Genomic DNA, 26,574 nt, shown 5'->3' with positions numbered 1-26,574 from the left:
ATTCGTTTTTGAATAACGGCATTTATTTTTGAATAATCAATTTATTATACCACGAGGACTTATTTTTATTTTGAAACAGCAATTGAAATGAAGTTAAAAATGCATTAATATATTTTTATGAAGTTATAACTTCTTTTATTAGGAGGGTATATGAATCAATCATTTCAAGAATTAATTAAACATAAATTCCCTGACCTTTCTCGCGGTCAAAAAAAAGTAGCTGAGTTTCTCGTTAATTTTACGGAAAAAGGCTCGCTGTACACGGCTGGGCAAATTGGAAAAGAAGCAGGTGTCAGTGAAACAACCGTTATTCGTCTAGCTTACGCACTGGGGTTAAATGGTTTTTCTGATTTGCAGGAGCTAATGCGAAAAGAATGGCTTTCTTCTGCCGAATCAAAAGAATCAGCTAGCAAGCCTGCAGCTGATTCTGCAGCGGAAGAAAAGAAACCTTTTAGTGAATGGCTTTCCCCTGTTGACGAAAAAGAATTATCTCAAGCTGTAGATGCGCTTATCAAAAGTGATCAAGTGTATATTGCGGGTTTCCGTGAATCTCATACGGCGGCCTACTGGCTGTATTATAAAATGAATCAGCTTCGCAATCATGTTCTTTTATCCTTTCCAACAGGATTTTTGCTTGAAACGCTATGCAATCTTACTAGTAAATCTGCTGTTGTTGTATTTTCACTGCCGCGCTATACAAAAGAAGCGCTCGAAGTAGCTCAGCAGGCTAAAAAACAAGGAGCAAAAGTAATTGCCATTACAGACCGCCGTTTGTCTCCGGTAGGTCAAATCGCTGATATCACGCTTTTAGCAGGTACGACTGAACATATTTTATCGCTTCTTGCCCTATCACAAGTTGTAATTAGCAGCATGCAAAAAAGAGATGAAAAAACGGCTGGAAAAAGGCAGGAAAGCTTAGAAAAGCTCTATGCCGAGCAAGGCATCTTTTTAGAATAAATGATCAAAAGAAAGGAAGTAAACAAATGACTGAAGCCTTAACGATTCGTTCACTTACAACAACCAATGAACTAGAAGAAGTACGCGCATTAGAAAGCCGCGTCTGGGGAGAAGAAGAAGCAACACCTGTTCACCAAACTTTGACCGCTGTTAAAAACGGAGGTCTTGTTCTCGGTGCATTTCTAGATGAAAAGCTGATTGGCTTTCAATATAGCTTTCCCGGGTTTGACGGAACATGTGTCTATTTATGTTCTCATATATTAGCAGTTGACCCTGCCTATCGCAGCATGGGCATTGGTGCCAAACTTAAGCATGCACAGCGACAGGAAAGTAAAAAAAAGGGTTATTCATATATCAGCTGGACGTACGATCCGTTAGAAAGCGCCAACGGGTATTTAAATATTGGAAAGCTTGGAGCCGTTTGTTCTACATATATTGAAAACTGCTACGGAGACATGAATGATCCGTTAAATGCCGACTTGCCTTCTGATCGATTCGTTGTAGAATGGGCATCTTTAGAGGATACAAAACGAGCTCAGCCTCTCTATACGCCAGATCAAATAATGGACGCATCGCTCACTCAATGGACGTTAACGGATGAAGGATTTCCTTCTGTTACAGGTATTGATGAAAAGTGGTTGGATCGTGACGTCGTGTCTGTAGCTATTCCGTCTGCTTTTCAGCAAATGAAAGAAGTCTCTCCTTCTCTTGCATTGGACTGGCGTATGCGTACAAGATACGTATTTCAAACGTGTTTTGCAAAGGGATTGGAAGTAACAGGCTTCATGAAGCATCCAGAGAGCAGCGCACCCGTTCATTTTTACATTTTAACGAAAAAAGAGGTGCAAAAATGAAGATCAAACACGTCATTTTACGGCATTTAAAAATGGATTTACTTCATCCGTTTACCACAAGTCTTGGCAAAGAAGTGGATCGAGACTTTATTTTAGTAGAAATTCAAGACGAAGACGGACGATCCGGCTGGGCTGAATCCGTAGCGTGCGCCGATCCTTTTTATAAAGAAGAAACGCTCAAAACAAACTGGCACATTATGGAGGATTTTTTAATTCCTTTGCTTCACCAGAAAGAAATTCAGCATCCTGATGAAGTATCTCAACGCTTTGCTCATATTCGAGGCAATTACATGGCAAAATCGGCGTTAGAAGGCGCAGTTTGGGATTTGTATGCGCGCAGGAAAAACCTCTCTCTATCTAAAGCGTTAGGAGGCAGTAAAAGTCAAATTGAAGTTGGTCTTAGCGTTGGCATTCAGCCTACGATTGACGAAACGCTTCGCAAAATTGAAGCCGGCTTGAATGAAGGATATAAGCGGATCAAAATTAAAATTAAGCCGGGCTGGGATCTTAACTTGACGCGCGCAGTTCGAAACGAGTTCCCTTCTATTCCCCTGATGGTTGATGCGAACTCTGCTTATACGCTTGCAGATGCTGATCACCTTGCTCAGCTTGATGAGTTTGATTTAATGATGATTGAACAGCCGTTGGCTCATGATGATTTAATTGATCACGCTGAACTGCAGATCAGCATGCGCACGCCCATTTGCTTAGATGAAAGCATTCATTCAGCTGAAGACGTTCGAAAAGCTATTAAACTTGGAAGCACACAAATTGTTAACATTAAAATTGGACGAGTAGGCGGACTATCAGAAGCCAAAAAAATTCATGACCTTTGTCAAACTCACGGTGTGCCAGTATGGTGCGGCGGTATGCTGGAATCCGGTATCGGACGAGCACATAATATTGCCATTACCACACTTGCCAATTTTACGCTTCCCGGAGATACGGCCGCATCATCTAAATACTGGCCGCGTGATATCGTTCATCCGGAAATCACGGTCGACAACGGGATTATTTCCGTTCCTGATACACCAGGCATCGGCTATGAACCTGATCACGATCAGATAAAAGCGCTAACTTTACACGAAAAAGTCTATACTTGCTAATCTTAAACAGGCTGGAACAAAAGTATGTTAGTTGAAGGAAGATCCGAACGATGAATGGTTCGGATTTTTTTATTGATATGGTGAGCGTAGGTTTCATGTATATAGTGGCTTTTATATGTGCAAGACGGAGACTCATGCGGGACAAGCGGAAAGCAAAGTCTGGCCTGGAAATCAACAGCGTTTTAAAAAGCAATGCCTACTAGTTCCTTTATCCAATTGAGTTCTCTTTAGATTGGATGGGTTTAGTTATGTCCCAGCCTTTTTTCATAGGCTCCTCTCTCGATATGACACGTGCCTTGACAAGATAAACAAACATATTAGCAAAAATGGTCTTATGCACAATCCTTCTAGAAATAAATGAATATAAATAGAGTGTAAGGGACATGCAAGGGTATATTCATTACAAATTTTAGAAGAAAGGAGCATACTGATGAATATTGAAATTGGAATTGCCATTTTCGTGTTTACAATGACAATGCTCGTCATTTTTTGGAGGCCAAACGGCATCAACGAAGCATGGCCGGCATCCATAGGAGCAGCCATTATCCTACTTACAGGCATTGTATCCAAATCAGACATCGTTGATATTCTCGGGAAAATAAGTGGCGCTTCTATCACCATTATTGCCACCATTGTCATGGCCGTCATATTAGAAAGTTTTGGATTCTTCCACTGGGCAGCTGCACGACTAGTGAGTTTATCCAAAGGCTCAGGGTACCGGCTATATTGGTACATTCAACTGCTTTGCTTTTTAATGACTTTACTATTTAATAATGACGGCAGTATTTTAATTACCACTCCAATTTTAATTCTACTTTTGAAAAACCTTCAGCTAAAACCCCATCAGCAGATCCCCTACCTTTTAAGTGGAGCGCTTATTGCTACCGCTTCCAGCGCGCCTATAGGTGTAAGTAATATTGTCAATTTGATTGCCTTAAAAATTGTTCATATGTCGCTTTATATGCACACGGCGATGATGTTTGTACCGGCGACACTTGGTTTATTATTTATGTCTTGGCTCATGTATACGGTCGTAAAACGCCATTTGCCAAAAAAACTGCCGCATGCTTCAAAAGATATAGAAGAGAGTTTCTTTACGAAACAATTTCACCCCTTAAAAGGAAGCATTTCTGTTGAAACAAAACGTAAACGCACACAATTTATGCTGAAAGTTTTATTATTTGTGTTTGTTATGCGCTGTCTCCTATTTGTCGCCTCTTATTTCGGCATACCAATCGAATTGGTTGCTGTACTGGGCTCACTGATCCTACTTATTTGGAGATGGTATCACTTACGTACAAACCCGATTGATATTTTAAAGAAAACGCCGTGGCACATTTTCGTTTTTGCATTTTCGATGTACGTTATTATTTACGGATTGCATAACGTAGGATTGACAGATCTACTTGTAAAAATTTGCGAACCAATTGTGAATCGAGGGCTTTTTGAAGCAAGCTTTATCATGGGAGGACTTGTTTCCATTCTCTCTAACTTGTTTAACAATCACCCTGCTTTAATGGTCGGAACCATTACCTTGACTGAAATGGGGCTCGATCCTATTACTCTTAAAACTATTTACCTTGCTAATATTATTGGAAGTGATATGGGCTCGCTTTTATTGCCGATTGGAACACTGGCTTCTCTTATTTGGATGCATATTTTAAAAGAAAATCATATCAAGGTAAAATGGAAAGATTATTTAAAAGTATCACTTATCGTTATCCCGCTTACCACCATCGTTACGCTTTTCCTCCTATTCTACTGGGTTCAGCTCATTTTTTCTTAATACTGATTTACAGGACGGATTGTACTCTTTTGAAGCTTACAGTCCGTCAGAAATAAACAAATGTCTTTCATAAAAACCCACTAGATTTTTCTATTGTTTTTTTATAGATACACATTCACCCAATAAAAACATTTTTTTACATTCACTAATTATTTAGAACAATTTAAAAAGAAAATCAATAAATATATTGAATCGAATTTCGTTCATGTGATAAGATATGGTTATATTGTTACTTTAACAATACATAGAGCGAATGAATTAGAAAATATGCAGTTGCATAGAACTTTCTAAACCCCACACGCAACATTTAGAGAGTGACATTCATTTTCTCAGTAACACCCATACCTTTCTGAAAAGAGTGAGTACATTAGACTTGCTCTTTTTGTCTGTTCAGTAATAAGGTTCATTTCTTATGTGAGGCCTTCGTTTACAATAAGACAACAAAAAAACAGGTAACTAAGCATGCCGCTTCTTACCTGTTTTTATATGCTAAAATGATAAAATCAAATTCTAGCGCGCGAACGCCCTTTACGAAATTGATTTTAATTCTTCAATTAATTGAAAAAATTTCTCTTTGTTTCTTTCTTCTAATGTTTGATCGACTTCACGTAAAATTTGATCTCTTCTAAAATCTCGGATAGCCTTATTTAATACCATTTTAGCAAATATAGAATCGAGGATATCCATACGGATGGGCTGCGAGTCTGTCGGGTGCTTTTCGATATAAATCAACTCCTATCCTTTCCTCTATTATAACAAATTCTAGCAATGTATCAAAATTTCATGGAGATATGCGCTGTTGTGAAATAGCTTCATATTCTGTTTCTAGCTCTTGAAGCGTAAGCTCATATAGCTGCTTGTTTCCTTTTTTATAAACCCCTGCATCCAGCAATAAATCAATCATTGATGTTTTTTTACATTGTATGTGAGAGTAAGCTTGTTTTGTCATCGTTACACCGCCTATTTTACACTTAAAAATGAAATGATTTCTCTATCTTTCACGACCTTTCTTTATCATACGGCCCGTCCTTTAGCTTACTGTGAAGAAAATGTTAAATTTATGTAATAATGCATAAAAAGAGGCCGGGACATAACTAAATGAATCCAACCTAAAGACGAACAAATGAGATACATGAGCTGAACCGTTTATGACGCCGCAGTTGATTGAAAGGACGAAATAGATGAAGCTGTATTCACCAGAAAAAAAAACGAACCACTCATCAAACTAGTTGATCAGTGGTTCGTTTTTCACTTGGGCTAAAATACTTTTCTCCCAGCCTCTTCGTTCTTCTATTAAAAATCAAAGTTGTCCGGATCTGGACCTACTCGGTAATTTTGGTTTAATTCATTAATTTTATTTACGTCTTCAGCATCCAATTCAAAATCAAATAGCGATGAATTTTCAACAATACGATGTTCTTTTGTGGATTTTGGAATCGTTACAACTCCGTTTTGCAGATCCCATCGCAGAATAATTTGAGCAACTGATTTACCGTATTTTTCAGCAATTTCTTTTAACACATCGTTATCTAGCAATTCTCCTTGCATAAGCGGAGACCATGCTTCTAGCTGAATATCGTGCTTTTGACAAAAAGCATGCAGCTCTTTTTGCGTCAAACGAGGATGATATTCAACTTGGTTAATAACAGGCTTAACATCTCCATCTTTCATTAAATCTTCTAAATGATGAATTTGAAAATTACTTACGCCCACAGCTCTTACTTTTTCTTCTTTATACAGCGTTTCTAATGCTTTCCACGCTGCTTTATACTTACCTTCTACCGGCCAGTGAATTAAGTATAGATCTAAATATTCTAAGCCAAGCTTTTGTAAGCTTGTTTCGTAAGCAGCCAGCGTCTCTTCATAACCTAAATCTGCGTTCCAAACTTTTGATGTAACAAAAATGTCTTCGCGTGAAAGACCTGCTTCTTTCAGACCTTGGCGAATTCCTTCTCCTACACCTTCTTCATTTCCATAAATAGCTGCCGTATCAATGCTGCGATAGCCTTTGACGATAGCTGTTTTCACGGCGTTCACTAATTCAGGCCCTTCTTCAACTTTAAATACACCTAATCCAAGCCAAGGCATTTTGACTCCGTTGTGAAGTGTTACTGTATCTTGCAAATGATTACTCATTATAAAAAACCCCCTGCTAATTTCTTTACATTTGTTATTATGAAACAGAAAAAAAGAAAAAGATAGAACCCACTTTAAAGTAAGTTAGGCACTTCAAAGTTCTAAGGTAACTTAGAAGTAACCTGCTATTTTACTTAAAAACCGCTAAAAGAGATTGAGACATAAAGAAATGAATCCAACCTAAAGACGAACAACCTGGATAAATAATCTGGACTTCTTTTTCCGCCGCTGTTGATTTCCGTGCAAGGCTTCTCTTTCCGCGGGCGGCCGATGAGCCTCCTCGTCGCTTACGCTCCTGCGGGGTCTTCGCCTTGCCATCCAATCAACAGCTAGAAGCACCTACCTACTGAAACCTACGTTCACCATAATCATAAAAAAACACGAACTATCTATCAGTTTTCGATAGATAGTTCGTGTTTAACTTTAACTAAACTACTTTTGTTCCAGCCTCTTTCTATTTAACACTTACGTTCGTTGCTGAACTTGTATTTCCAGCGGCATCTTTTGCCGTCACAGCCAGCTTTACACCTGGTGTTTGTTTTGGAATCGTTACTTTAAACTGTCCTTTGCTATCTGCTTTGCCTGATCCGATTACTTTTGTACCACTTTTAATCGTAATCACAGCATTCGCTTCTGTTTTTCCAGAGATAGAGGTGGACAAAGACGTAACGGCATTCACTGCTGGAGGTGCCGGCGGGGTGGTGTCTTGCACTTTTACAATTTTATATGGACTGTATCCTACTTTATTTTGCAGGACTGCCGTCACTTCTGTTCCTGCTTTTTGAGCAGGAATTTTCACGCTGAACTTGCCGTTTCCATCAATTTTCCCACTCGCAATAATCTTTCCGCTTACTTTAATATAAATAGACGCATTTTTTTCTCCTGTTCCTGTTACTGCTGTACTTTTTTCAGTAAGCGTATTAACAGCTGGAAGCGCCGGTTTTGTCTGCGCGGCACTAACTGTTACAAACGTGTTGGAGCTGTAGTTATTGGCTGCATCTTTTGCCGTCACAGCCAGCTTTACACCTGGTGTTTGTTTTGGAATCGTTACTTTAAACTGTCCTTTGCTATCTGCTTTGCCCGATGCGATCAGCTTTGTACCGCTTTTGATCGTAATTACGGCATTTGCTTCTGTTTTTCCAGAAATAGAGGTGGACAAAGACGTAACGGCATCAACCGCCGGAGGTGCCGGCGGGGTGGTGTCTTGCACTTTTACAATTTTATATGGACTGTATCCTACTTTATTTTGCAGGACTGCCGTCACTTCTGTTCCTGCTTTTTGAGCAGGAATTTTTACGCTGAACTTGCCGTTTCCATCAATTTTTCCACTCGCAATAATCTTTCCGCCTACTTTAATATAAATAGACGCATTTTTTTCTCCTGTTCCCGTTACCGCTGTACTTTTTTCAGTAAGCGTATTAACGGCTGGAAGCGCCGGTTTTGTCTGCGCGGCACTAACTGTTACAAACGTGTTGGAGCTGTAGTTATTAGCTGCATCTTTTGCAATAACAGCTAATTTTGTAGCAGCAGGCTGCTTTGGAATGGTGATGCTGAACGTTCCATCCGATTTTGCAGTTCCTTTGCCGATTACTTTTTTATCAATTTTCACATGCACTTCTGCTCCTGCTTCCGTGCTTCCCGTTATTACTGTATCTTGATTGCTCACACCGTTCACTTTTGGTGTAACGGGTGCTGTTTTATCCTGTACGGTTACGGTTACAACTGGACTCACGCCCGCTGCGTTTCCAGCCGTTACAGACAGCTTACTTCCTGCTTTTTGTTTTGCAATCGAGATGCTGTATGTTCCTTTGGCATCCGCTTTTCCTGCTGCAAGCTGAAGACTTCCGTTTTTAATGATGACCGTCGCATTTGCTTCTGCTGTACCCGTAACGGCTGTACTTCGATCACTCACTTCATTCACTGTCGGTTTTACCGGAGCTTTTTGCTTTGCTGTAACGATTACAGTGGATGCAGAGCTGTTGTTTCCTGCTGCATCTTTTGCTTGTACGCTTAGCTTTGTATTCGCTTTTTGCAGAGAAATGGCAACAGAAAACGTTCCATTTGCACCTGCTTTAGCCGTTCCTACAGTTGTTGTTCCCACTTTTACAGTAACCGTCGCATTTGCTTCTGCTGTACCTGTAACTTTTGTATCTTGATCACTTACTGCGTTTACTTTTGGCACATCTGGTGCCGTTTTATCCTGTACGGTTACCGCAGTGGCTGAACTTGTTCCACCTGCATTTTGAGCCGTTACGTATAGCGTGCTTCCTGCTTTTTGTTTCGCAATTGAGATGCTGTAATTTCCTTTGCCATCTGCATTGCCTGCTGCAAGTTGAAGACTTCCGTTTTTAACGATGACCGCCGCATTTGCTTCAGCCGTTCCTTTAAGCATTGTGTCTTGATCACTTACTGCATTTACTTTTGGTGCAAGCGGTGCTTTTAACGTAGATTTAACCGCAAAAGAAGGAGCTTGACTTTCGTTTCCTGCTTTATCTTTTGCACTTACCGCTATTGTTGTTCCACCTGTTTGTACTGGAATTGAAACAGTAAATGTACCGTTACCATCCGCTACTGCAGAGAACGTTGCATCGCCTGCTTTTACCGTCACGGCGGCGTTTGCTTCTGTTACGCCTGTTACGGTCGTATCTTGGTCACTTACTTCATTTACGATTGGAACAGAAGGCGGCGTTTGATCCGTTACGGTCACTACTGTGGCCGTGCTTTCATTTTCAGCTGCATCTTTAGACGTTACCGATACTTTTGTATCTGCTGGCTGCTTGGCAATCGTAATTGCAAATTTTCCAGCTTCGTCAGCAAGACCCGTTCCAATTACTTCATTTTCCACTTTTGCAATAACAGAAGCATTTGGTTCTGTTACACCCGTAAGCGATGTTTCGTTATCTCCTAGTGCATTAACTGAAGGTGCATCAGGCGCAACCGTATCTTTTGGTGCTTCTTGCTCCTGCTCTTTTCGCGGATATTTTGTTGTATAAAAACTTAAAAGAGTAGTTGTTGGATAATAAAAATCTAAAATTTCACGATAGTCTTTCCCTACGCTTGCCATTTTTTGAGCACCGTATTGACTCATTCCAACACCGTGGCCATTTCCTTTGCCATTAAAAGTTGTTGATGTGCTTGTTTCATTTGTTTCCGTTACAAGCAGGCTAAGCATCGCACGACTGTTTAACATCGATTTTAGCTTCGTCGATGTTAAATCTGTTAATTCCAAATGATGAACCACTAGTTTTTGCGAACTGTCTACATCTCCTTTAACAAGGTAGTCCACTGTAATCGCACCTTTAGTCACACGGCCTCCTGATGAAGGAGCATAAAAACTCACCTTTGGAATAGAGGTAATTTTAATCGTTTTACCAGGATGCTTATTGGCTACTAACCATGACTTCAAATTATCCGTAACGGTTTTATCTTTTTCAGAAACCGTATTCCACCAAGCGCTATAGTTAGCTAAATCTTTTCCTGTTAAATCAATTTGCGTTTTTTGAATAGCTAACGTCCACGGCGTCTGCTTGTCGTATGGATCTTCTTTCACCGGGAAATAAGAAAGCTGAGTTCCTCCCCAGGCATTGCTGTTTGATTCGGTTCTTCCACCGTTGCTTGATGAGAAAACGGCGTTGATTAATTTGTTGTTGTACGTTACTACTTGTCCGAATGTCTCATCTACTGCTTTGTTTGTACTGTCGTACCACGTATAGCCACCGTATACTTGATAGCTTACCGTGTCATTGATTACTTTTCCTGCATAGCTCATTGCGTATGTTCTCGCTGCTACTGCCTGAGTTTTTAAAGCTTGCAGATTCCAAGATGTATAGACTTCATTTGGCACAACGCCTTTTAAATAGTCTTCAATCGGCAGCGTATTAACAGGTCTGACGTACGTTCCTTTTTCATTTGTAAACGCAACGTCTCCTAAGTACTGTCTGCCGTTAATAGATACGGGATTTTTATAAAGAGACGGTGTAATTTCAAAGCTTGTAAAATCACCTAAGACAGTGGTCCCTTGTTTTAGAGTGACACCTTGAGTTGTTGCCGTTACCGTATACTCTGTATTTGCCTTTAAGACCAAATCCGAGTTTTTAATAGTGTATAAATAAGACGGCTTAATTGTAATTGCATGCTGATCTCCTAAATAGTTTACTAATTTTACAGACACAACTGGTTCTACCGTTTCAGCTTTCACGCTAGCAAGCGGCGTGAATTGAAACAGCAGTACGCTTAGTACTAAAGCTAATGCCGTTAACTTTCTCATCTTGTTCCCCCATTTTCATGTACTGTCTAACGCATTTTAATATCACTCGTTATATCGACACAGTTCTATAAAAATTAAAGCATTTTACCTAGTTTTCTTTTCTGCTCGTCCATTTTTTTGTCGAAAAAACGCTTTTTTATATCATATGAATGACAAAAAAAACGTGTGACATAAATCAATTGATTTAGTCACACGCTTTTATAGGTCTTTTCACCTTTTATTTTGTCATTTCTTCATATGCCGCTATACCATCTGCAATATGATTCATCAGCTTTGTAAGGTAAGCTTGATCGGACAGGTTCCGATCTTCTTCTGGATTCGTCATATACCCCAGTTCAACTAGCGTTACGGGTACAGTCGACCAGTTAAATCCTGAAAGATCACTGCGATAGCGAATGCCGTCTGCTTCGACAAACTGATCTTTTTTCACCTCTGTCAGAATAGCTTGAGATGCCTGCAGACTGCTTTGATAAATAGACCTTGTATAGGAATTATCTTCTGCAGGAGTAAGCACAGAAAATCCTTTTACAGAAGCATTTTCAGAACCATCTGCATGTATCCGCACGTGTAAGTCAGCTTTCGAATTGTTCGCAAGCTCCGCTCGTTCCCGGTTGCTGATATCTACATTATCAGAACTACGAGTAAGCTTTACGGTGATGCCTTTTTCTTCGAGCAGCTGTTTTAATATCATAGAGGCTTCCAACGTCAGCTTGTATTCCGGCTTCTTGGTCACCACACCTGATGTGCCTCCGGAAACTTTTATTTTTGTTTCTGCTGCTCCCGGTCCGATTGGCTCTTTCTCTAGGTTAGCATGAGCTTGATGACCAGGGTCAATGTAGACCAAAAATGGAGGAGGATCCGCTTTTTCAGGCATGTTGTTTTTTACATTTTTCATTTCATTACCTGCTTCATGAGGCTGTACTGCTTGGAACTGTGAGATGGGCTGCTTCACTCTTTCTCCCTCCGCATGAGCTTTTGGTACATTTCCGCTAACGACGGCTTTCTCTGTTTGACCTTTCATCATAAAGAAAAATGAGAGTACTGCTACTATTGCAACAATACCTATTCCATAACTCCATACTAAGCGCTTCATCTTCGCTCACCAAACTTTCGAATAGAGTGGGATATTCCTTATGTTAAAGTGCAAAATGTGTTAACGTTATTATCTCACAGAATATGGATTTTTTTTGTATAAAGCGTTAAAAAATAATATCGGCAATATGTTATATATACGCAAACAAAAACAACACTACATAACGTAGTGTTGTTTTTCAAAAAAATGACGGATGGTTAAATCCGTTTTGCACCAATATAACGTGCTTTCCAGTAGCTGTTGCTAAGAGATGTAATCGTCACTCCTTTAGACGTAGAAGCTTGAAGAAACTGATTATTTCCTAAGTACACACCTACATGTGAAGGACCTTTTTTATACGTTTGAAAGAAAACTAAATCTCCTTTTTGAAGCTTTGCTTTTGAAATGCTTGTCCCCACTCGATACATTTGTTCCGTTGTGCGCGGAAGTGTTTTCCCAGCTTTTTTGAAAATGTATTGAATAAATCCTGAGCAGTCAAAACCTTTTGTTGTTGTGCCTCCCCATTTATAAGGAACACCCATTAATTTTTTACCAGTAGCAATAGCCGTGTCTTTGTATGAATATGACGCTGCTTCCACTGTTTGAGCAGGTGCAATAAACGGACTGGCTCCGCTAAATAAAACTGCAGCTGCCGTTATAGACCCAATGATGGCTTTTTTCATTTTTTTCCTCCATTATGTAACCGAACGTTACGTTTCTATGAACCTATTTTTCAATGTGTTCGGTTTAATTATAATGAAAAAAGCCTCAAAAACTATTACGCTATGATTAAATAATGTTACAAAATGGTTACTTAGGAATTTTTATCTTTAGTTGTTTATAAAAAAGAGGGTGGGACAAAAGCATTTTTCACTTAGGGAAAAACGAACCACTAATCAGCATGTCTGATTAGTGGTTCGTTTTTTTGTGGTTGTGAACATAGTATTATTTGTTTCGTTCCTTCTAGCAGTTGATTGGAGGACAAGGCGAAGACTCCTGCGGGAAAAGCGGAGCAGGTGAGACCCCGCAGGAGCGCAAGCGACGAGGAGGCTCAGCGCCCGCCCGCGGAAAGCGAAGCCTTGCACGGAAATCAACTGCGGTGTCACAAGCAGTCCAGGTCATGTATCTCATTTATTCGTCTTTAGGCTGGATTCATTTCATTATGTCTCAGTTTTTTTTCTTTTACTTTTCTTTTTGTTGTTTCAAAATTAAGTCCTGTTTCGCTTTAGCATCATGATGCTGCGCTAACTCGCGTGAAAATTCTTCATTTGCTTGATCCGGAGCAATTTTTAACTCTTTTGGTGTTTGAGGCAGTGACCCTTTGTTGTTATGTGATGATTTGTGATTATTTGCTCTTCCCATGTTGAGACCTCCTTGTATCAATCATTTGTTTTTCATCTTTAGTTACTATTCCCAACTTTTCAAAGCAAATTCAAACGAAAAAATCCGAACGATTACTCGTTCGGATCTTCCTTCAACTAAAATACGTTTGTAATTACGATACTTTTTTCGTTACTTCGTTAATATAAGCTTCCTTGTCTTTATCGTTAAATTGACCTTCCCACTTCGAAATGACGATTGCACCAAGTGAGTTTCCAATTACGTTTACCGCTGTACGTCCCATATCTAACAAACGGTCGATTCCAGCGATAAAAGCAAGTCCTTCTACCGGAAGTCCTACAGATCCAAGCGTTGCAAGCAGTACAACAAACGATACGCCCGGAACTCCTGCAATTCCTTTGGATGTAACCATTAAAATTAATATCAGTGAAATTTGCTGTGTGATGCTCATATCAATACCGTACATTTGCGCGATAAAAATCGCAGCAAGCGCTTGATAAAGAGTAGATCCATCTAAGTTAAACGAATATCCCGTCGGAATAACAAAAGATGTAATCGCTTTAGGACATCCAAACTTTTCCATTTTAGCAATAATACGCGGCAATACTGTTTCTGAACTTGCAGTTGAAAATGCTAGCAGCAATTCATCTTTTAGCACTTTTAATAAGTGGAAGATGTTAACGCCTGCCCATTTGGCTACAAGTCCTAGTACAACTAATACAAAGAAAATCATTGTGCCGTAAGCAACAATTACAAGCTTACTAAGCGGAATCAGAGACGCTAGTCCAAATTTTGATACGGTTACACCGATTAATGCAAATACGCCAAACGGTGCAAACTTCATAACTAAATTCGTTACCCAAAACATCGCTTCTGCCGTGCCTTCAAAGAATCTTAAAACCGGCTTGCCTTTTTCACCGATTGATGCAATTCCAAGTCCAAATAGGACCGAGAAGAAAATAATTGGCAGCATGTCGCCTGCAGCAATTGACTCAAATACATTCGTTGGAACGATGTGAACAAATGTTTCTACAAATCCTTTTTGCTCTGTAGCTTCTGCCGTTGATGTGTAGCTGCTGATATCTGACTTTTCAAGACCGCTGCGGTCCACACCAGTACCAGGGTGAAGCAAGTTAGCTGCTAATAAGCCTACCACAATGGCAACCGTTGTAATGATTTCAAAGTAAAGAATTGTTTTTCCGCCTAATTTACCAAGCTTCTTAATATCACCAACACCCGCAACGCCCACAATGATACTAGATATAACAATCGGCACCACGATCATTTTAATTAAATGAATGAATACGTCTCCAATTGGCTGCAGCACTTCAACTGCTTTAGGATTTCCGTAAAAAATAGCCCCTACAATAATACCTGCAATCAAACCAATTAGAATTTGTCCTGCTAATCCAAGCTTTTTGAACATATCTTTGCACCTTCCTTCTTTTTTCTAACAGCTCGAAGCTGTTTATTTGCACTTAATGTATTCAACAGATACAATTCAATTAAGAACTGTTTATTAAGTAGTTCTTTTATTCATAAGATTACATTATCACAGGCATCACAAAATCTAACAAAAACCTACTGAAACTAACAAAAAGTTTTTAGAAAATTACAAAATGAAAACGCTGTAGTTTTTTTACTACAGCGTTTGTTTGACTTCATAATAGAGCATTTGAATAAATTTTTTTACGTTTATACGACTCGGAGGGCTGCTTTTTCCCGTCCCTTTTTCTATATCTCTCATGCGCTGATGCACCATTGAAAAATCGAAAAACTTAGAAGCGTAATTTTCAAATTTAGGATTAAAGAAGTCAACCATACCAAGAGAGGTCAAATGATTTAAAGACTGATAAATAGCTCTTCTTACTCGCTGCTCGGCTGCTTTCATTTCTTTTTGCAGCACGTCTTCTGAAAAAGATGAATCAAGCTTTCTCACGGTAATTTTCTCAAAAATTTCTTTGAGAGAAGGAAAATGCTGTTCATACATCGTGCTTTTTTCCGTTTGATGCAAGTAATTGATGATTTCAATCAAATCTTTACTTCCGCTTTCTCCTAAAATCCCAAGTTCTCTTAAAAGAAACCTGCACGCTTCTGCCGGATCGCTTTCTTTTTTACCAAAAGAAGGCGTTTTGTGCTGATTTCCCACATTAAGTACGGTATTTAATGATTCTTGAATTTTCTCCATTGATTGTTGAACATGAATTCGTTCAATTACTTTTTGAATGACCATGAGCACTTCCATACGATTAAGCGGCTTCGTGATATAGTATTCAATGCCAAGCGAGTAGGCTTTTCCAATCAAATCTTTTGTTTCTACCTGTGACATCATAATAATTTTCCCTTTAAAACTATCCTTTATTTTGCGCACGGTTTCGATTCCGTCTTGAATCGGCATTAATAAATCAATAAATAAAATATCGATCTGCTGCAATAAAGAAACTTGATCATTTAACACGATCCCGTCTTCTCCTTCTCCTATAACCTCCCCTAGATCATTATCTTCAATAATTTCGGCTAACATTGAACGAAAGACTTCGTCATCATCTATGATATAAAATCGCATATTAGTCCTTATCCCCCATTAACGTAGAAATAGGTAAATCTATAGCAAATTGAACACCGGGGCTTGGAGACAGATTAACAAATTGAATGTTCCCCCCCAGCTGCTCGGTCATTTGCTTAACGTAGACAAGCCCAAGGCCCGTAGAAGGCGTTCCGTCCTTTGCATATTTGGATGTAAATCCTGCTTTAAAAATGAGGCGCTCATGCCTTTTTTTCACTCCGGGACCGCTGTCTCTTACATACAATAGAATGCGGTCTTCTTCTCGACAGACGTCGATCACAATCGCGCCTTCTTTTTCAATCGCTTCGACCGCATTCGTTACTAGATTATTAATTAATGATAAAAACAAGTACACGTGATAGCGAAAATGCTCTCCTAAAATCGAATATGAAAAATGAATATCTTTTGCTAACATCGCCGCATATTTTTCGTTGCTGCGCATGACGATTTGAAGCAGACTTTCGATTTCCATATACTCAGAAAATTCTTCTTTTGTAATGACCTTGGACAGTCCTGCTGATATCCGCTGATTGTCTTTTTTAATATCGTGTACTTCTCCTGCAATTTGTAATGCTTTTTGGCTAAATTCGTGCAGCGAAGTAAGCTGATGGATATCTGCTTCGTGTAGTTCTTCATATAAATCATACGACTTTTTCGTAATTCTCTCAGCGTCTTGCAGCGTTTTTTTTAAATGAATAGATTCCTCATATAAATTTGAAAGCACAACAAGCAGCTGGTCATTTTTTTGAGAGATTTGCCGTTCTCTCAGCTGCCCTTCGTAAAGTTTGATCATGCTAAACAGGCATAAAACAAAGAAACTTCGAAAGACGCCTACAATAAAAATCTGCATGAATTCTGGAAACACAATGTGATGATGAACCATCACATACATAAAAAACAATTCCATGCCGCCTGAAACCGTTTCGATGATGATGCTCCATATGCCAATAATCCACGGCTTTGAATGAAAATCGTTAATCTTAAACCAAGAAAAAGCAATCGCATAAACAAGATAATAAATCCCTGCTGAACACCGGATCTGCAAAGAATGCAGAAAATCAAATGATTCGTAGTTATACCAATCAAGCCACATCCGAAAACCCACTATAGCACTAGCAACTAAAATACCTGGTATTACAGGAGATACCTTTCTTAAAAGCAGCAGTGAAAAGAAAAAAATGGGCACAGCAAAGCTGACTCTATACGTATCATGAAAAGGATAATATTTAAGCTCTCCTGCTAGCGGCACAACGACTATCATCACCAGAATGAGTAAAACATCTTTTTTTACTACCGTATCAACTTTCATTGTTCACGTCCTGCACTTTTTGAACATAAGTATATAGTTTAGCAATCTAAAAGACAATCGCTCTTCCCTATATTTTTTTACATTCCTACTTCCATTTATAAATATAGCCCATATATAAACAGTTATTTATTCTCTTTCATTATTCTCTGTAGTTTTTTAGATTTTCTTGTTTTATTTTGTAATTTTTGTTGTATAGTAGAAGTACCTTTTAAAATGTGAGGCTGTATCACAACTATTCAATTATTATTACATCACCTGATAGCTACACTAAAAAGGAAAACTATTATTTTATAGGGGGAGCTTATTTTACAATGTGGATCATTACCGTTTACTCGAAAAACCAAAGTCCGACTATGTTTGAATTTGAATCAGAGGTAGAGGCGAAAAAAACATTTCAGGAGATTAAAGGGTGTAAGATCCTATCGGAAGTTATTTACTATAACGACCGAGTTCCCGCTTTAGCGTAAATCAGTTGATGTAGGAAATTTTACAATTTATCGGTTAAAAGCCACGTAAAGAGCCAAAGGATGGTCCTATTCCTTTGGCTCTTTGCTTTTTGACTAGAAAAAACGAGGCTGAGACATAATGAGATGAATCTAATATAAAAACGAACAAACGGGAGACATGAGCTGAACTGCTTGTGACACCGCAGTTGATTTCCGTGCAAGACTTCGCTTTCCGCGGGCGGCCGCTGAGCCTCCTCGTTGCTTGCGCTCCTGTGGGGTCTCACCTGTTCCGCTTTTCCCGCAGGAGTCTTCGTCTTGCCCTCCAATCAACTGCTAGAAGGGTCTAACGTTGACCCTGACAAAAAAACGAACCACTAATCAAACGTGTTGATCAATGGTTCGTTTTTCACTTCGTCTAACATACTTTTGTCCCGGCCTCGTTTTGCTTTGTGAGCATACTGACTCCCCACATTACGATAAAGTTGACAAGCAGCGCAATAAATCCGACGTTGATATCCTTCATTTGCTGAGGCAGTGACGGAAATAACGTACCAATCGTAGATCCGCTGATTGTAATATAGGCCACTACAATAATTCCAGCAACAATTCCCCACGCTGCTCCTTGTTTCGTTACAAAGTTATTTTTCTTCAAACTGAAAAGCAGAGATGGAAACAGCTGTGTCATTAGACTATAGCCCATTAAAATAATCGTTGAAAGCGTCGTTCCTCCGTTTAGCGTAAAGTAAACGGAAATAAGGGCCACGACCGGTACAAAGCTTTTCGCTAAAAGAGCAATACGCGCTTCGCTTGCTTGAGGAGCAAACGGTTTGTAAATGTTTTTCGCCAGCAGCGTTGACGCACTCATTAACAGCATCGACCCCGGCACAAGCGCTGTCAGCAAACCCGCTCCTCCTATAATTCCAATAAACCAAGGATCAAAGGTTTGGATTGAGATCCGTAATAGCGCAAGATCCACGTCTCCCCCGCTTAAACCAGGAACTTTTAAAATAGCTGCAAATCCAACAAAAAATACAAAGAGCAGCATCAGCGTATAAAGAGGACTAATGATTGCATTTTTACGAAATACCTTTGCATTTTTTGCTGTATAGCTTGAACTAAACACCTGCGGCCACATATAAAACCCAAGTACTAGTAAAATAACGGTCGAAATAAACCACGAAACGCTTAATCCTTGCTCAGGAAACTTTAAAAACCCGGGCTTCGCTGTATTCACAGCTTCAAACATCGGACCGTATCCTCCGTAATAATGAAAAGGTAAATAAATGCCTAAAAATCCAATCACAGCAAGCATCATAATATCTTTAATAACGGCCGTCCATGCAGAACCGTGGATACCGGATATCATAACATACAGCGTTAAACTGATAGCTCCCATCCAAATGGCTGCCGGCATTGAAATGGCTCCGTATGATGCTTGTGATACAATAATACCCAATCCTTTTAACTGCACAACAATAACAGGAATGACGGCAATCACTCCTACAGCAGCTACAAGCACACCAAGGTAAGGGCTTTTATATTTGCTTACAAAAAAATCAGGCTGCGAGACGAGCTTATGATCTCTTGCATACTTCCAAATAACAGGAAGAAGCCAGTATGATAAGACATATGATAAGCTAATATAAATCAAGACATAAAGTGCAGGAGCTCCTTTTCCATAAGCCCATCCGCTTCCGCCTAGAAACGAAAACGTTGTATAGATTTCTCCGGCCATCAGCACAAACACTAAAATAGCCCCGAAACCGCGGCCGCCTACCGTCCACTGCTCCAAGTTCATATCCTTGCCTTTGGTTGATCGTATGCCAAGAAAAATAGCGGCCACTAAAAATAGTAAAATAATAATAAGTGCACTATTCATTCTTCTTCCCCTTCCCGATTTCTGGGATCAAGCTTGTACATAACCCCTAAAATAATGGACGTAAGCACCACCCATATCACCATCCAAAACATATTGAACGGCATACCGAGAACAAACGGAGTCACTCGATTAACAAAAGGGAGAAAACCTAATATGCCTACGAACGGAAGGACAGACAAAATATAGATAAATTTCATGACTAAACTCCTCCGACTTTCTAAAACTAACTTCTTTATATTACCACATATTCTGTGTATTCAATGAAGGAATGCTTGCATTTAAACTGAAATAATCTCCAAAAGATAAAATATTCTGTACTATTTTACAAAAATACTGTTTTCATTTTTCAGAATAAATAGTATAATTTCTTCTTATAGTTCGCAGGAGGTATCGTACAGATGAAAACAATAGAGAAAATCAGTACATTTGCAGGAAAAACGTTTACGCTTTGGGTTATTTTAATTTCCGTTATTGCCTACTCATTCCCAGAACACTTTGTATGGATTGGAAAGTATATCGTTCCACTATTAGGAATTGTCATGTTTGGAATGGGATTAACGCTGTCAGCGTCTGATTTCAGCGAAGTATTTCGAAGACCGAAAGAAGTAGCACTAGGCGTGGTAGGACATTTTATCATTATGCCGCTTCTTGCATTCGGTTTGGCGATTGGCTTGGATTTACCAAAAGAAATAGCAGTGGGCGTTATTTTAGTAGGCTGCTGTCCAAGCGGCACATCATCAAACGTAATGGTCTTTTTGGCTCGAGGAAACGTTGCGCTCGCAGTTGCCATCGCTTCTGTTTCAACCATTTTAGCACCGATCGTTACACCGCTTCTCATTTTATTATTTGCAAGCAAGTGGGTCGATATTGATATCATGTCTCTTATTATTTCCATTATACAAGTTGTCATCATTCCACTTGCTCTTGGATTTACGATCAAAAAGTTTTTTGGAAAAGCTGCAGAAGCAAGTTCCAAAGCTCTCCCCCTTATTTCAGTAGTCGCGATTGTCTTGATCGTATCTGCCGTTGTGGCAGGAAGCCAAGCACAGCTTGCTAAAACAGGCGGTATCATTTTTGCCGTAGTTGTTCTTCACAACATTCTTGGTTTCACAATCGGCTTCTTCTTTGCCCGCTTATGCGGAATGGATCTAGCCAAACAAAAAGCAGTGGCAATGGAAGTTGGCATGCAAAACTCAGGGCTCGGCGTTACCATTGCTTCCACTCACTTTTCGCCACTAGCCGCTGTCCCAAGCGCCATCTTCAGCGTCTGGCACAACATCTCAGGCTCAGTTCTTGCCTTTATCTTCAGCAAACTAAAAGACAAAAACCAGCCCTCGTCTAACAAAAAAATGGCTGGCTAATATAAGAAACTTATAAGGGAAGCACAAAAAGCTCCCATGAACCTTCCCAAAAAGGTTTTACCTAGGCGAATGCCACCAACCCCGCAAGGGGGGTGGCATTCGCTTAGGTATAAAAAAAAGAGACATGGCCGATTTTGCCATGTCTCTTTTTTCTACATCGATTAAAAACTATTAGCCTCTTCCTGCTTGGAAAGAAGGATATTTCGTCATACCGCCATCAGCAAATAATGTAATACCTGTTACATAGCTTGCTTGTGATGATGCTAAGAATGCTGCAACTGCTGCTACTTCTTCTGGTTTACCGATGTAACCCATTGGAATCATGCTTTCTACGTCTGCACGTTGTACAGGATCTGCGAATTTCTCTGCGTTGATTGGTGTGTTCATCGCACCTGGTCCAATGTTATTTACGCGGATACCTTTTGGCGCATATTCAAGAGCCAATGTTTCCGTCATTAGTTTCATACCGCCTTTACTTGCTGCGTAGTGAACAAATAATGGCCAAGGAATCATTTCGTGAACGCTAGACATGTTAATAACGTTTCCTTTAATGTCGTTTTCAACGAAATATTTGATTGCTTCACGGCTTCCTAAGAATGCACCTGTTAAGTTTGTATCAATAACTTTGTTCCAGTTATCTAAAGATAGCTCATGAGAAGGAACTGGGTTTTCAACACCAGCGTTGTTAATCATAACGTCTAATGTACCGAATTCTTTAATAGCTGTTTGAACAAGATTTACAACGTCTTCTTCTTTTGTTACATCGCCTTGAACGATGATTGCTTGTCCGCCTGCTTCTTCTACTTCTTTTTTCGCATCTAAAGCTTCTTCTTCATTGTTGTAATAGTTAATAACAACTTTTGCTTCTTCTTGACCAAAACGAACAGCCATTGCACGTCCTAAACCTGTTGATCCACCTGTAATTACAACTACTTTATCTTTTAAATCTGTATACATAATAAAATCCTCCTAGTGTTTTCATTTATTCATACATACTATCATTAACTTTTACGTAAACGTTAACTTTTAGCCATTCCGAGGAATACGCCACCTAAAATGATGAGCACAATACCAATCGTAATTGAAATAAGCTGACGCTTTGTTTTCTTTTCTCCAAGTAAGAAGATACCGCCAAGCGTTGAAATAACGATTCCCATTTGTGATAATGAGAAGCTTGTTGCAACCCCTACTTTAGGTTGAGAAATAAATAAGAACATGTTACCAGCTGCCCAAATCAGCCCTGGAATAATGTTGCGAATTGCGTATTTATTAAACGGTTTGTGTTTATAAGTAAGTATAAGTCCACCAATTAACATACCAATTGCTTGTGGGAATAGTGCCGACCAGCCGTCTACATTAAATAAACGAGCGACAACTACATACACTAAGTATCCAATTGTTGAAATAATAAGGGTAATGATCCCTTTTTTGAATTGTCCAGATTGCTCTGGGTTTTTTTCGCTTTCTAGTGATGTTAGCACGATACCAATAACAATGAAAATAAGAGCTAACACGCCTAAAATAACGGTTGTTGTTGTTGACCACTCGTGAAACACGATAACACCAAACAGTGATGTCGTCACAAGCTGCATACCAGTTGAAATTGGCATGGTTTTTGAAACACCAATATAATCAATCGTTTTCAACTGATTACTTTGCCCAACTGCCCAAAATAATCCTGAAACGATTCCGACAATAAAAATAAGCGGCGTCAACACTGGATGAACTACGAAATAAATAACGGCTGAAAAGATCAGCGCACCAATTGTAGTCCCAAGCGTTTGACTGTAAGGACCTCCGCCCAGTTTAACGTTGAACAGGACAATACTTCCCCAGAAAATCGCAGGAAGAATAGCCAAAAGGATATCCATTTGATACTAACCTTCTTTCTCAAACTCTTGATGTAATTGTAAATTTAAAGTACCTTTTATTTAACTAGGTAACTTTATGTAACCAATCTTAGACCTTTTTTCTTGATACGTCAATAATAATATGTCGATTTTGTGACTTTTTTTAAAAACTTTACAATACAGCGTTTCCAAGCTACTGAAAGTTTTGAAAATAAAAAAAGATAGCCTTTTCATTATCCAAATGCTAGTATATAATAACATTATAAGAGTTACTTTTAATATCCTATATACGATAAAGTAGGTGGCATGAATGAATGAATTTGATGAGTTATGTCCAAAAGTGTGGAAAACGTTTGATATAATAGGAAAAAGATGGAATGGATTAATTATTTATGTCTTGATGAGCGGTCCTAAACGCTTTAGTGAAATTCACACCAGCATTCCCTCTTTGAGTAAACGAATGTTAACCGAACGAATGAAAGAGTTAGAAGAAGAAGGCATTGTAATCCGGCACGTTATTCCTGAACGTCCGGTTCGTATTGAATATATCTTAACTAAAAAAGGATCAGAGCTTGGTATGATCTTAGGGCCCGTCAGCAAGTGGGCAAAAACGTGGATAAAATAAAAAAGCCTCTTTGGAGGCTTTTTTTACGTTTGGTAGAGGATATAATTATTTTTTCCTTCTCTTTTTCCTTTATATAACGCATCATCTGCATTTTTTAATAATAAAGCAGCCGATGCCCCGTCTTCTGGATAAATAGAGACGCCGATAGTAGTTGTTGTGCGCAAACAATAGCCCCGTACATTCCAGCTTTGCTGAAGGGATACGTGAATTCGCCTAGCAATTTGTTCAATTTCTCGTCCATTTGTTACGTTTAAAATAATGATAAACTCATCTCCGCCCAAACGATAAATACGATCGCCTTTCCTCACACAGCTTTTTAATCTCTTCGTGTATGCTTTTAGAAATTCGTCTCCTATATGATGGCCATATTCATCGTTAATCTGCTTAAAATTATCACAATCGAGAAACAAAAGCGCAAAAAACTCATCGCTTTTTTGCTGCCCTTTTTCAATTACTTTGTTTAACTCTTTTAATAACATCGCCCGGTTGGGAAGACCTGTTAAACTATCGTGAGTGGCTTCAAAATGAAGTTTATTTTCTAGCGCTTTTTGTTCAGTAATATCATTATGAATGGATACATAATGAGTAATATTTCCGTCTATATCTTTTAACGGCACAATTGTTTTCGATACCCAGTATGACTGATGATGCTTCGTCCCCATTTCAAGCTGTCCTCGCCATACTTTTCCGCTTTTTATTGTTTCAAGCAGCTCATGATGGTCATGATTAAGCCCTGCATCTCGATAATACTTCCCTACTAAATCTTCTTTTTCATAACCTGAATACTGTACATACATATCATTTACATAGGTAATAGTTCCACTTGCATTTATAATCATAACGCTAGCTGATTCATCAAGCGCATATTTTATATTTTCAAGTTCTTTCAGCGTATAAGCCAGCTGTTCTTCTGCTTCTTTTTGAGGCGTAATATCGTGTAAGATTGCATAGGCGCCAACCGTTTGATTATTTACTTTGACAGGAATCGTTGTAATATACACATGCTGTATGGAACGTTGGCTTCTACAAAACGTTAGCTCTGTGCTATAGCTGATTTCTTCATATACATTCCAGCGTTTATAATTACAGGCTCCCAGTCTTTTAGCAATGTCTCGGTAATTTTTATGCAGCACATCGCTTGCAGAAAGCTTCAGTGTTTCTAAGAATGCGCTGTTGATATTTAAAATCGTGCCGTCCAAATTCAGCATACAAACTGCGTGGTGGTGGTTTGTAAATAGCGATTTGTACCACTGTTTGCTTTTTATGAGCTCTAATTCTAATCTTTTAATAGCTGTAATATCTCGGTAAATCACTGAATAGGCGACCAGTTGATTTTGATAGTCATAAATCGGTGAACAGCTGACAGATACACACACGCTTTCGCCGCTTTTTGTGTACCTGACTGTTTCATAAGGAGACAGCGTCTTACCATTTTTTAATTCTGCTATTAATTTAAGGTTTTCTTGTTCCTCTTTCTTTGACACGATGTTCATCTCTTGACGGCTTTTTCCTATAACTTCTTCTTTTCTCCACTGAAATAGCTTTTCAAATGCTCCATTGACTGTTAAGACCTTCTCATCACAATCAGCAATTAGAATGGCGTCTACCGTGTTTTCTAGAAACGCATCGAGCAAACGCGTGCTCTCTTCCTGTGTTTTTTTATAATGAATTTCTTGAGCCATGACAAGGACATGTGAAGGGGCTGTCGCTTGATTAAAAAGAGGAGTAAATGTTACTTCATATGCATGCCGGTCGGGCTGAAAAAGCTGTATGTATTGATATTGAATCGGTTCTTTCGTGGCAATGGTCTTTTCACAAAGTGTGTAAAAAAGCAGATTTTCTTCTTTATTGATTATCTTGTCTTCCATTTTGTCAAAGAATTGCTGAGCTGCTTTGTTACATTCTTTATAATATAGCTGATGTTTTTCTTGCTGAATTAAAATAACAGGCTGCGGCATATTCATAAAATAAAATTGGAATACCCCTTCACTATACATACTAAATATCCTCCATCTGCCTTTGGAATTTCACTAAACGTCTTGTTTTGATATGCAATTCACTCATTCTCCCAAACCAACACATCTTCTTTATCCCTTAAAATATTTTAACAATCGCACAAAATCACATAATTTTATAAAAATTCAAGACATCTATGCTTCATATAGGTCTAATTACTCACTTTTATATTACGTTAAATTATCTATTTAGTGAAGTGTATGGTTTAAGAGTTCAGCAGCCTTTCTCGTCTGAATAAACTGCGGTACTTATTATAAGTTAAGTAGGAAGAGATCGACTGCGGCATGCCCAGCAAATAACCCTGAGCAGCATGTAGGTTTAACGAAATCGCTGCAGCTAAATCTTTATCTCGTTCAACGCCTTCTAAAATAAGATTCGTATGCGGATAATAGTTAACAAGCAAATCAATCAGATCTTTCTTTTGCTTGCAGTCGGCTAGCCCTTCCGCATAGCTTCGGTCCAATTTCATATAGTGAGGCTCATACATGCTTACCTGTCTCATTGCTGCGGCTCCTGCTCCAAAATCATCAATCGCAATTTTGAAACCGGCCTCTTTCAAACTCATTACTCGAGCAAAAAGAGCAGGTGATTCCCATAAAATCTTTTCATAAGGCGTTTCATTTAACTCCCATACAATACGATGTTTCGCATTTTTATAGGTGTTCAACAGATACGTTAAAAACAGTTGGAAATGCGGGTGGAGAAGAGTAGATGGAAACACATTGATAAATACATTCTCTGATTTCAACACATCAAACGGAAAGTGTTTGATCGCTCCTTCAATTGCCATCGTATCAAGCTTGTACAAATAATTATGGCGTCTTGCCAGTGAAAACAACTCTTCAATTTGCCCTTTTGCGAAAGCTGTGCGTAGCAAAGCCTCAAAACCCAGCGTCTCCCACGAATTCAACGCATAAATAGGCTGATATACAAACTGAAAGTCTTCATACGTCAGTTCCTTTAAAACATGAGCATCCATTCTTTCGTTTAATCACCTTTCGTT

25 protein-coding genes are annotated in these 26,574 nt (G+C 39.0%); 7 read left to right on the top strand and 18 right to left on the bottom strand.

Annotated features, from left to right (window positions below; translation table 11 throughout):
• The first annotated feature begins 150 nt into the window (after positions 1-150).
• The 4 genes from MMB69_RS19165 (at position 151) to MMB69_RS19150 (ending at position 4,703) form a co-directional block, all read left to right on the top strand.
• Positions 151-957, top strand: coding sequence for a MurR/RpiR family transcriptional regulator (locus tag MMB69_RS19165; RefSeq protein ID WP_221782113.1), 807 nt, complete (start codon positions 151-153; stop codon positions 955-957).
• Positions 958-983: 26 nt separating this feature from the next.
• Positions 984-1,811: a GNAT family N-acetyltransferase gene (locus MMB69_RS19160; RefSeq protein ID WP_269870557.1), complete on the top strand. Its 828-nt coding sequence runs from the start codon at positions 984-986 to the stop codon at positions 1,809-1,811.
• Complete coding sequence (gene menC / locus MMB69_RS19155) at positions 1,808-2,917, top strand: o-succinylbenzoate synthase (protein WP_277448231.1); 1,110 nt, start codon at positions 1,808-1,810, stop codon at positions 2,915-2,917. The genes MMB69_RS19160 and menC overlap by 4 nt, the downstream gene beginning before the upstream one ends.
• Positions 2,918-3,347: 430 nt before the next feature.
• Positions 3,348-4,703, top strand: a complete 1,356-nt coding sequence (locus MMB69_RS19150) for an arsenic transporter (protein ID WP_221782110.1) — start codon at positions 3,348-3,350, stop codon at positions 4,701-4,703.
• A gap of 528 nt (positions 4,704-5,231) precedes the next feature.
• On the opposite strand, the gene MMB69_RS19145 is transcribed toward MMB69_RS19150, so the two are convergent.
• From MMB69_RS19145 to MMB69_RS19115, 7 genes are all read right to left on the bottom strand, one after another.
• A complete protein-coding gene (locus MMB69_RS19145) occupies positions 5,232-5,435 on the bottom strand; it encodes an IDEAL domain-containing protein (RefSeq protein ID WP_016766443.1) in 204 nt (67 codons plus the stop codon).
• A gap of 49 nt (positions 5,436-5,484) precedes the next feature.
• Positions 5,485-5,652 carry a Fur-regulated basic protein FbpA gene (locus MMB69_RS19140; protein ID WP_075421395.1) on the bottom strand — a complete coding sequence of 56 codons (168 nt, stop codon included), beginning with the start codon at positions 5,650-5,652 and terminating at the stop codon, positions 5,485-5,487.
• Between the two features lie 344 nt (positions 5,653-5,996).
• Positions 5,997-6,839, bottom strand: coding sequence for an aldo/keto reductase (locus MMB69_RS19135; RefSeq protein WP_277448230.1), 843 nt, complete (start codon positions 6,837-6,839; stop codon positions 5,997-5,999).
• 130 nt (positions 6,840-6,969) lie between these two features.
• Positions 6,970-7,161: a hypothetical protein gene (locus tag MMB69_RS19130; protein ID WP_269870555.1), complete on the bottom strand. Its 192-nt coding sequence runs from the start codon at positions 7,159-7,161 to the stop codon at positions 6,970-6,972.
• A gap of 132 nt (positions 7,162-7,293) precedes the next feature.
• Entirely contained in the window at positions 7,294-11,106 is a 3,813-nt protein-coding gene (locus MMB69_RS19125; RefSeq protein ID WP_277448229.1) for an Ig-like domain-containing protein, read from the bottom strand.
• Between the two features lie 217 nt (positions 11,107-11,323).
• Positions 11,324-12,199, bottom strand: coding sequence for an N-acetylmuramoyl-L-alanine amidase family protein (locus MMB69_RS19120; RefSeq protein ID WP_277448228.1), 876 nt, complete (start codon positions 12,197-12,199; stop codon positions 11,324-11,326).
• A 197-nt stretch (positions 12,200-12,396) separates the two neighbouring features.
• On the bottom strand, positions 12,397-12,861 hold the full coding sequence (locus tag MMB69_RS19115) for a C40 family peptidase (RefSeq protein WP_277448227.1): 465 nt from the start codon (positions 12,859-12,861) through the stop codon (positions 12,397-12,399).
• A 287-nt stretch (positions 12,862-13,148) separates the two neighbouring features.
• Between MMB69_RS19115 and MMB69_RS27330 the strand changes: the two genes are divergently transcribed.
• A complete protein-coding gene (locus MMB69_RS27330; RefSeq protein WP_080564780.1) occupies positions 13,149-13,415 on the top strand; it encodes a hypothetical protein in 267 nt (88 codons plus the stop codon).
• Here MMB69_RS27330 and MMB69_RS19105 read toward each other — a convergent pair.
• The 7 genes from MMB69_RS19105 to MMB69_RS19075 form a co-directional block, all read right to left on the bottom strand.
• Positions 13,361-13,540, bottom strand: a complete 180-nt coding sequence (locus MMB69_RS19105) for a YfhD family protein (protein ID WP_013055768.1) — start codon at positions 13,538-13,540, stop codon at positions 13,361-13,363. The genes MMB69_RS27330 and MMB69_RS19105 overlap by 55 nt on opposite strands.
• A gap of 133 nt (positions 13,541-13,673) precedes the next feature.
• Positions 13,674-14,945: a cation:dicarboxylate symporter family transporter gene (locus MMB69_RS19100; protein WP_028407730.1), complete on the bottom strand. Its 1,272-nt coding sequence runs from the start codon at positions 14,943-14,945 to the stop codon at positions 13,674-13,676.
• Positions 14,946-15,161: 216 nt separating this feature from the next.
• Complete coding sequence (locus MMB69_RS19095; protein WP_277448226.1) at positions 15,162-16,085, bottom strand: response regulator; 924 nt, start codon at positions 16,083-16,085, stop codon at positions 15,162-15,164.
• Between the two features lies 1 nt (position 16,086).
• A complete protein-coding gene (locus tag MMB69_RS19090; RefSeq protein ID WP_277448225.1) occupies positions 16,087-17,394 on the bottom strand; it encodes a sensor histidine kinase in 1,308 nt (435 codons plus the stop codon).
• A 596-nt stretch (positions 17,395-17,990) separates the two neighbouring features.
• Complete coding sequence (locus MMB69_RS19085; protein WP_277448224.1) at positions 17,991-18,170, bottom strand: hypothetical protein; 180 nt, start codon at positions 18,168-18,170, stop codon at positions 17,991-17,993.
• A gap of 85 nt (positions 18,171-18,255) precedes the next feature.
• Positions 18,256-19,719 (bottom strand): sodium:solute symporter family protein, encoded by a 1,464-nt coding sequence (locus MMB69_RS19080; RefSeq protein WP_116741419.1) that lies wholly within the window; start codon positions 19,717-19,719, stop codon positions 18,256-18,258.
• Complete coding sequence (locus MMB69_RS19075) at positions 19,716-19,916, bottom strand: DUF3311 domain-containing protein (RefSeq protein ID WP_013055761.1); 201 nt, start codon at positions 19,914-19,916, stop codon at positions 19,716-19,718. Before MMB69_RS19075 ends, MMB69_RS19080 begins: the two co-directional genes overlap by 4 nt.
• 201 nt (positions 19,917-20,117) lie before the next feature.
• On the opposite strand from MMB69_RS19075, the gene MMB69_RS19070 reads away from it, so the two are divergent.
• Positions 20,118-21,080, top strand: a complete 963-nt coding sequence (locus tag MMB69_RS19070) for a bile acid:sodium symporter family protein (RefSeq protein WP_277448222.1) — start codon at positions 20,118-20,120, stop codon at positions 21,078-21,080.
• A 171-nt stretch (positions 21,081-21,251) separates the two neighbouring features.
• On the opposite strand, the gene gdh is transcribed toward MMB69_RS19070, so the two are convergent.
• Together gdh and MMB69_RS19060 are read right to left on the bottom strand one after the other, a co-directional pair.
• Positions 21,252-22,037 carry a glucose 1-dehydrogenase gene (gene gdh / locus MMB69_RS19065; RefSeq protein ID WP_013055759.1) on the bottom strand — a complete coding sequence of 262 codons (786 nt, stop codon included), beginning with the start codon at positions 22,035-22,037 and terminating at the stop codon, positions 21,252-21,254.
• Positions 22,038-22,099: 62 nt separating this feature from the next.
• Entirely contained in the window at positions 22,100-22,951 is an 852-nt protein-coding gene (locus tag MMB69_RS19060) for a GRP family sugar transporter (protein ID WP_014461263.1), read from the bottom strand.
• A 289-nt stretch (positions 22,952-23,240) separates the two neighbouring features.
• Between MMB69_RS19060 and MMB69_RS19055 the strand changes: the two genes are divergently transcribed.
• Positions 23,241-23,555: a winged helix-turn-helix transcriptional regulator gene (locus MMB69_RS19055; protein ID WP_014461264.1), complete on the top strand. Its 315-nt coding sequence runs from the start codon at positions 23,241-23,243 to the stop codon at positions 23,553-23,555.
• Between the two features lie 23 nt (positions 23,556-23,578).
• Here MMB69_RS19055 and MMB69_RS19050 read toward each other — a convergent pair whose 3' ends face one another.
• Together MMB69_RS19050 and MMB69_RS19045 are read right to left on the bottom strand one after the other, a co-directional pair.
• Positions 23,579-25,552 (bottom strand): diguanylate cyclase domain-containing protein, encoded by a 1,974-nt coding sequence (locus MMB69_RS19050; protein ID WP_277448220.1) that lies wholly within the window; start codon positions 25,550-25,552, stop codon positions 23,579-23,581.
• Positions 25,553-25,776: 224 nt separating this feature from the next.
• A complete protein-coding gene (locus MMB69_RS19045) occupies positions 25,777-26,550 on the bottom strand; it encodes an EAL domain-containing protein (RefSeq protein WP_277448219.1) in 774 nt (257 codons plus the stop codon).
• Between the last annotated feature and the right edge of the window lie 24 nt (positions 26,551-26,574).

The organism is Priestia sp. P5, assembly GCF_029522155.1.
Lineage (GTDB): Bacteria > Bacillota > Bacilli > Bacillales > Bacillaceae_H > Priestia > Priestia megaterium_E.
Note: the sequence above shows the minus strand (reverse complement) of the source record. Positions and strands in the feature narration are given on the sequence as shown.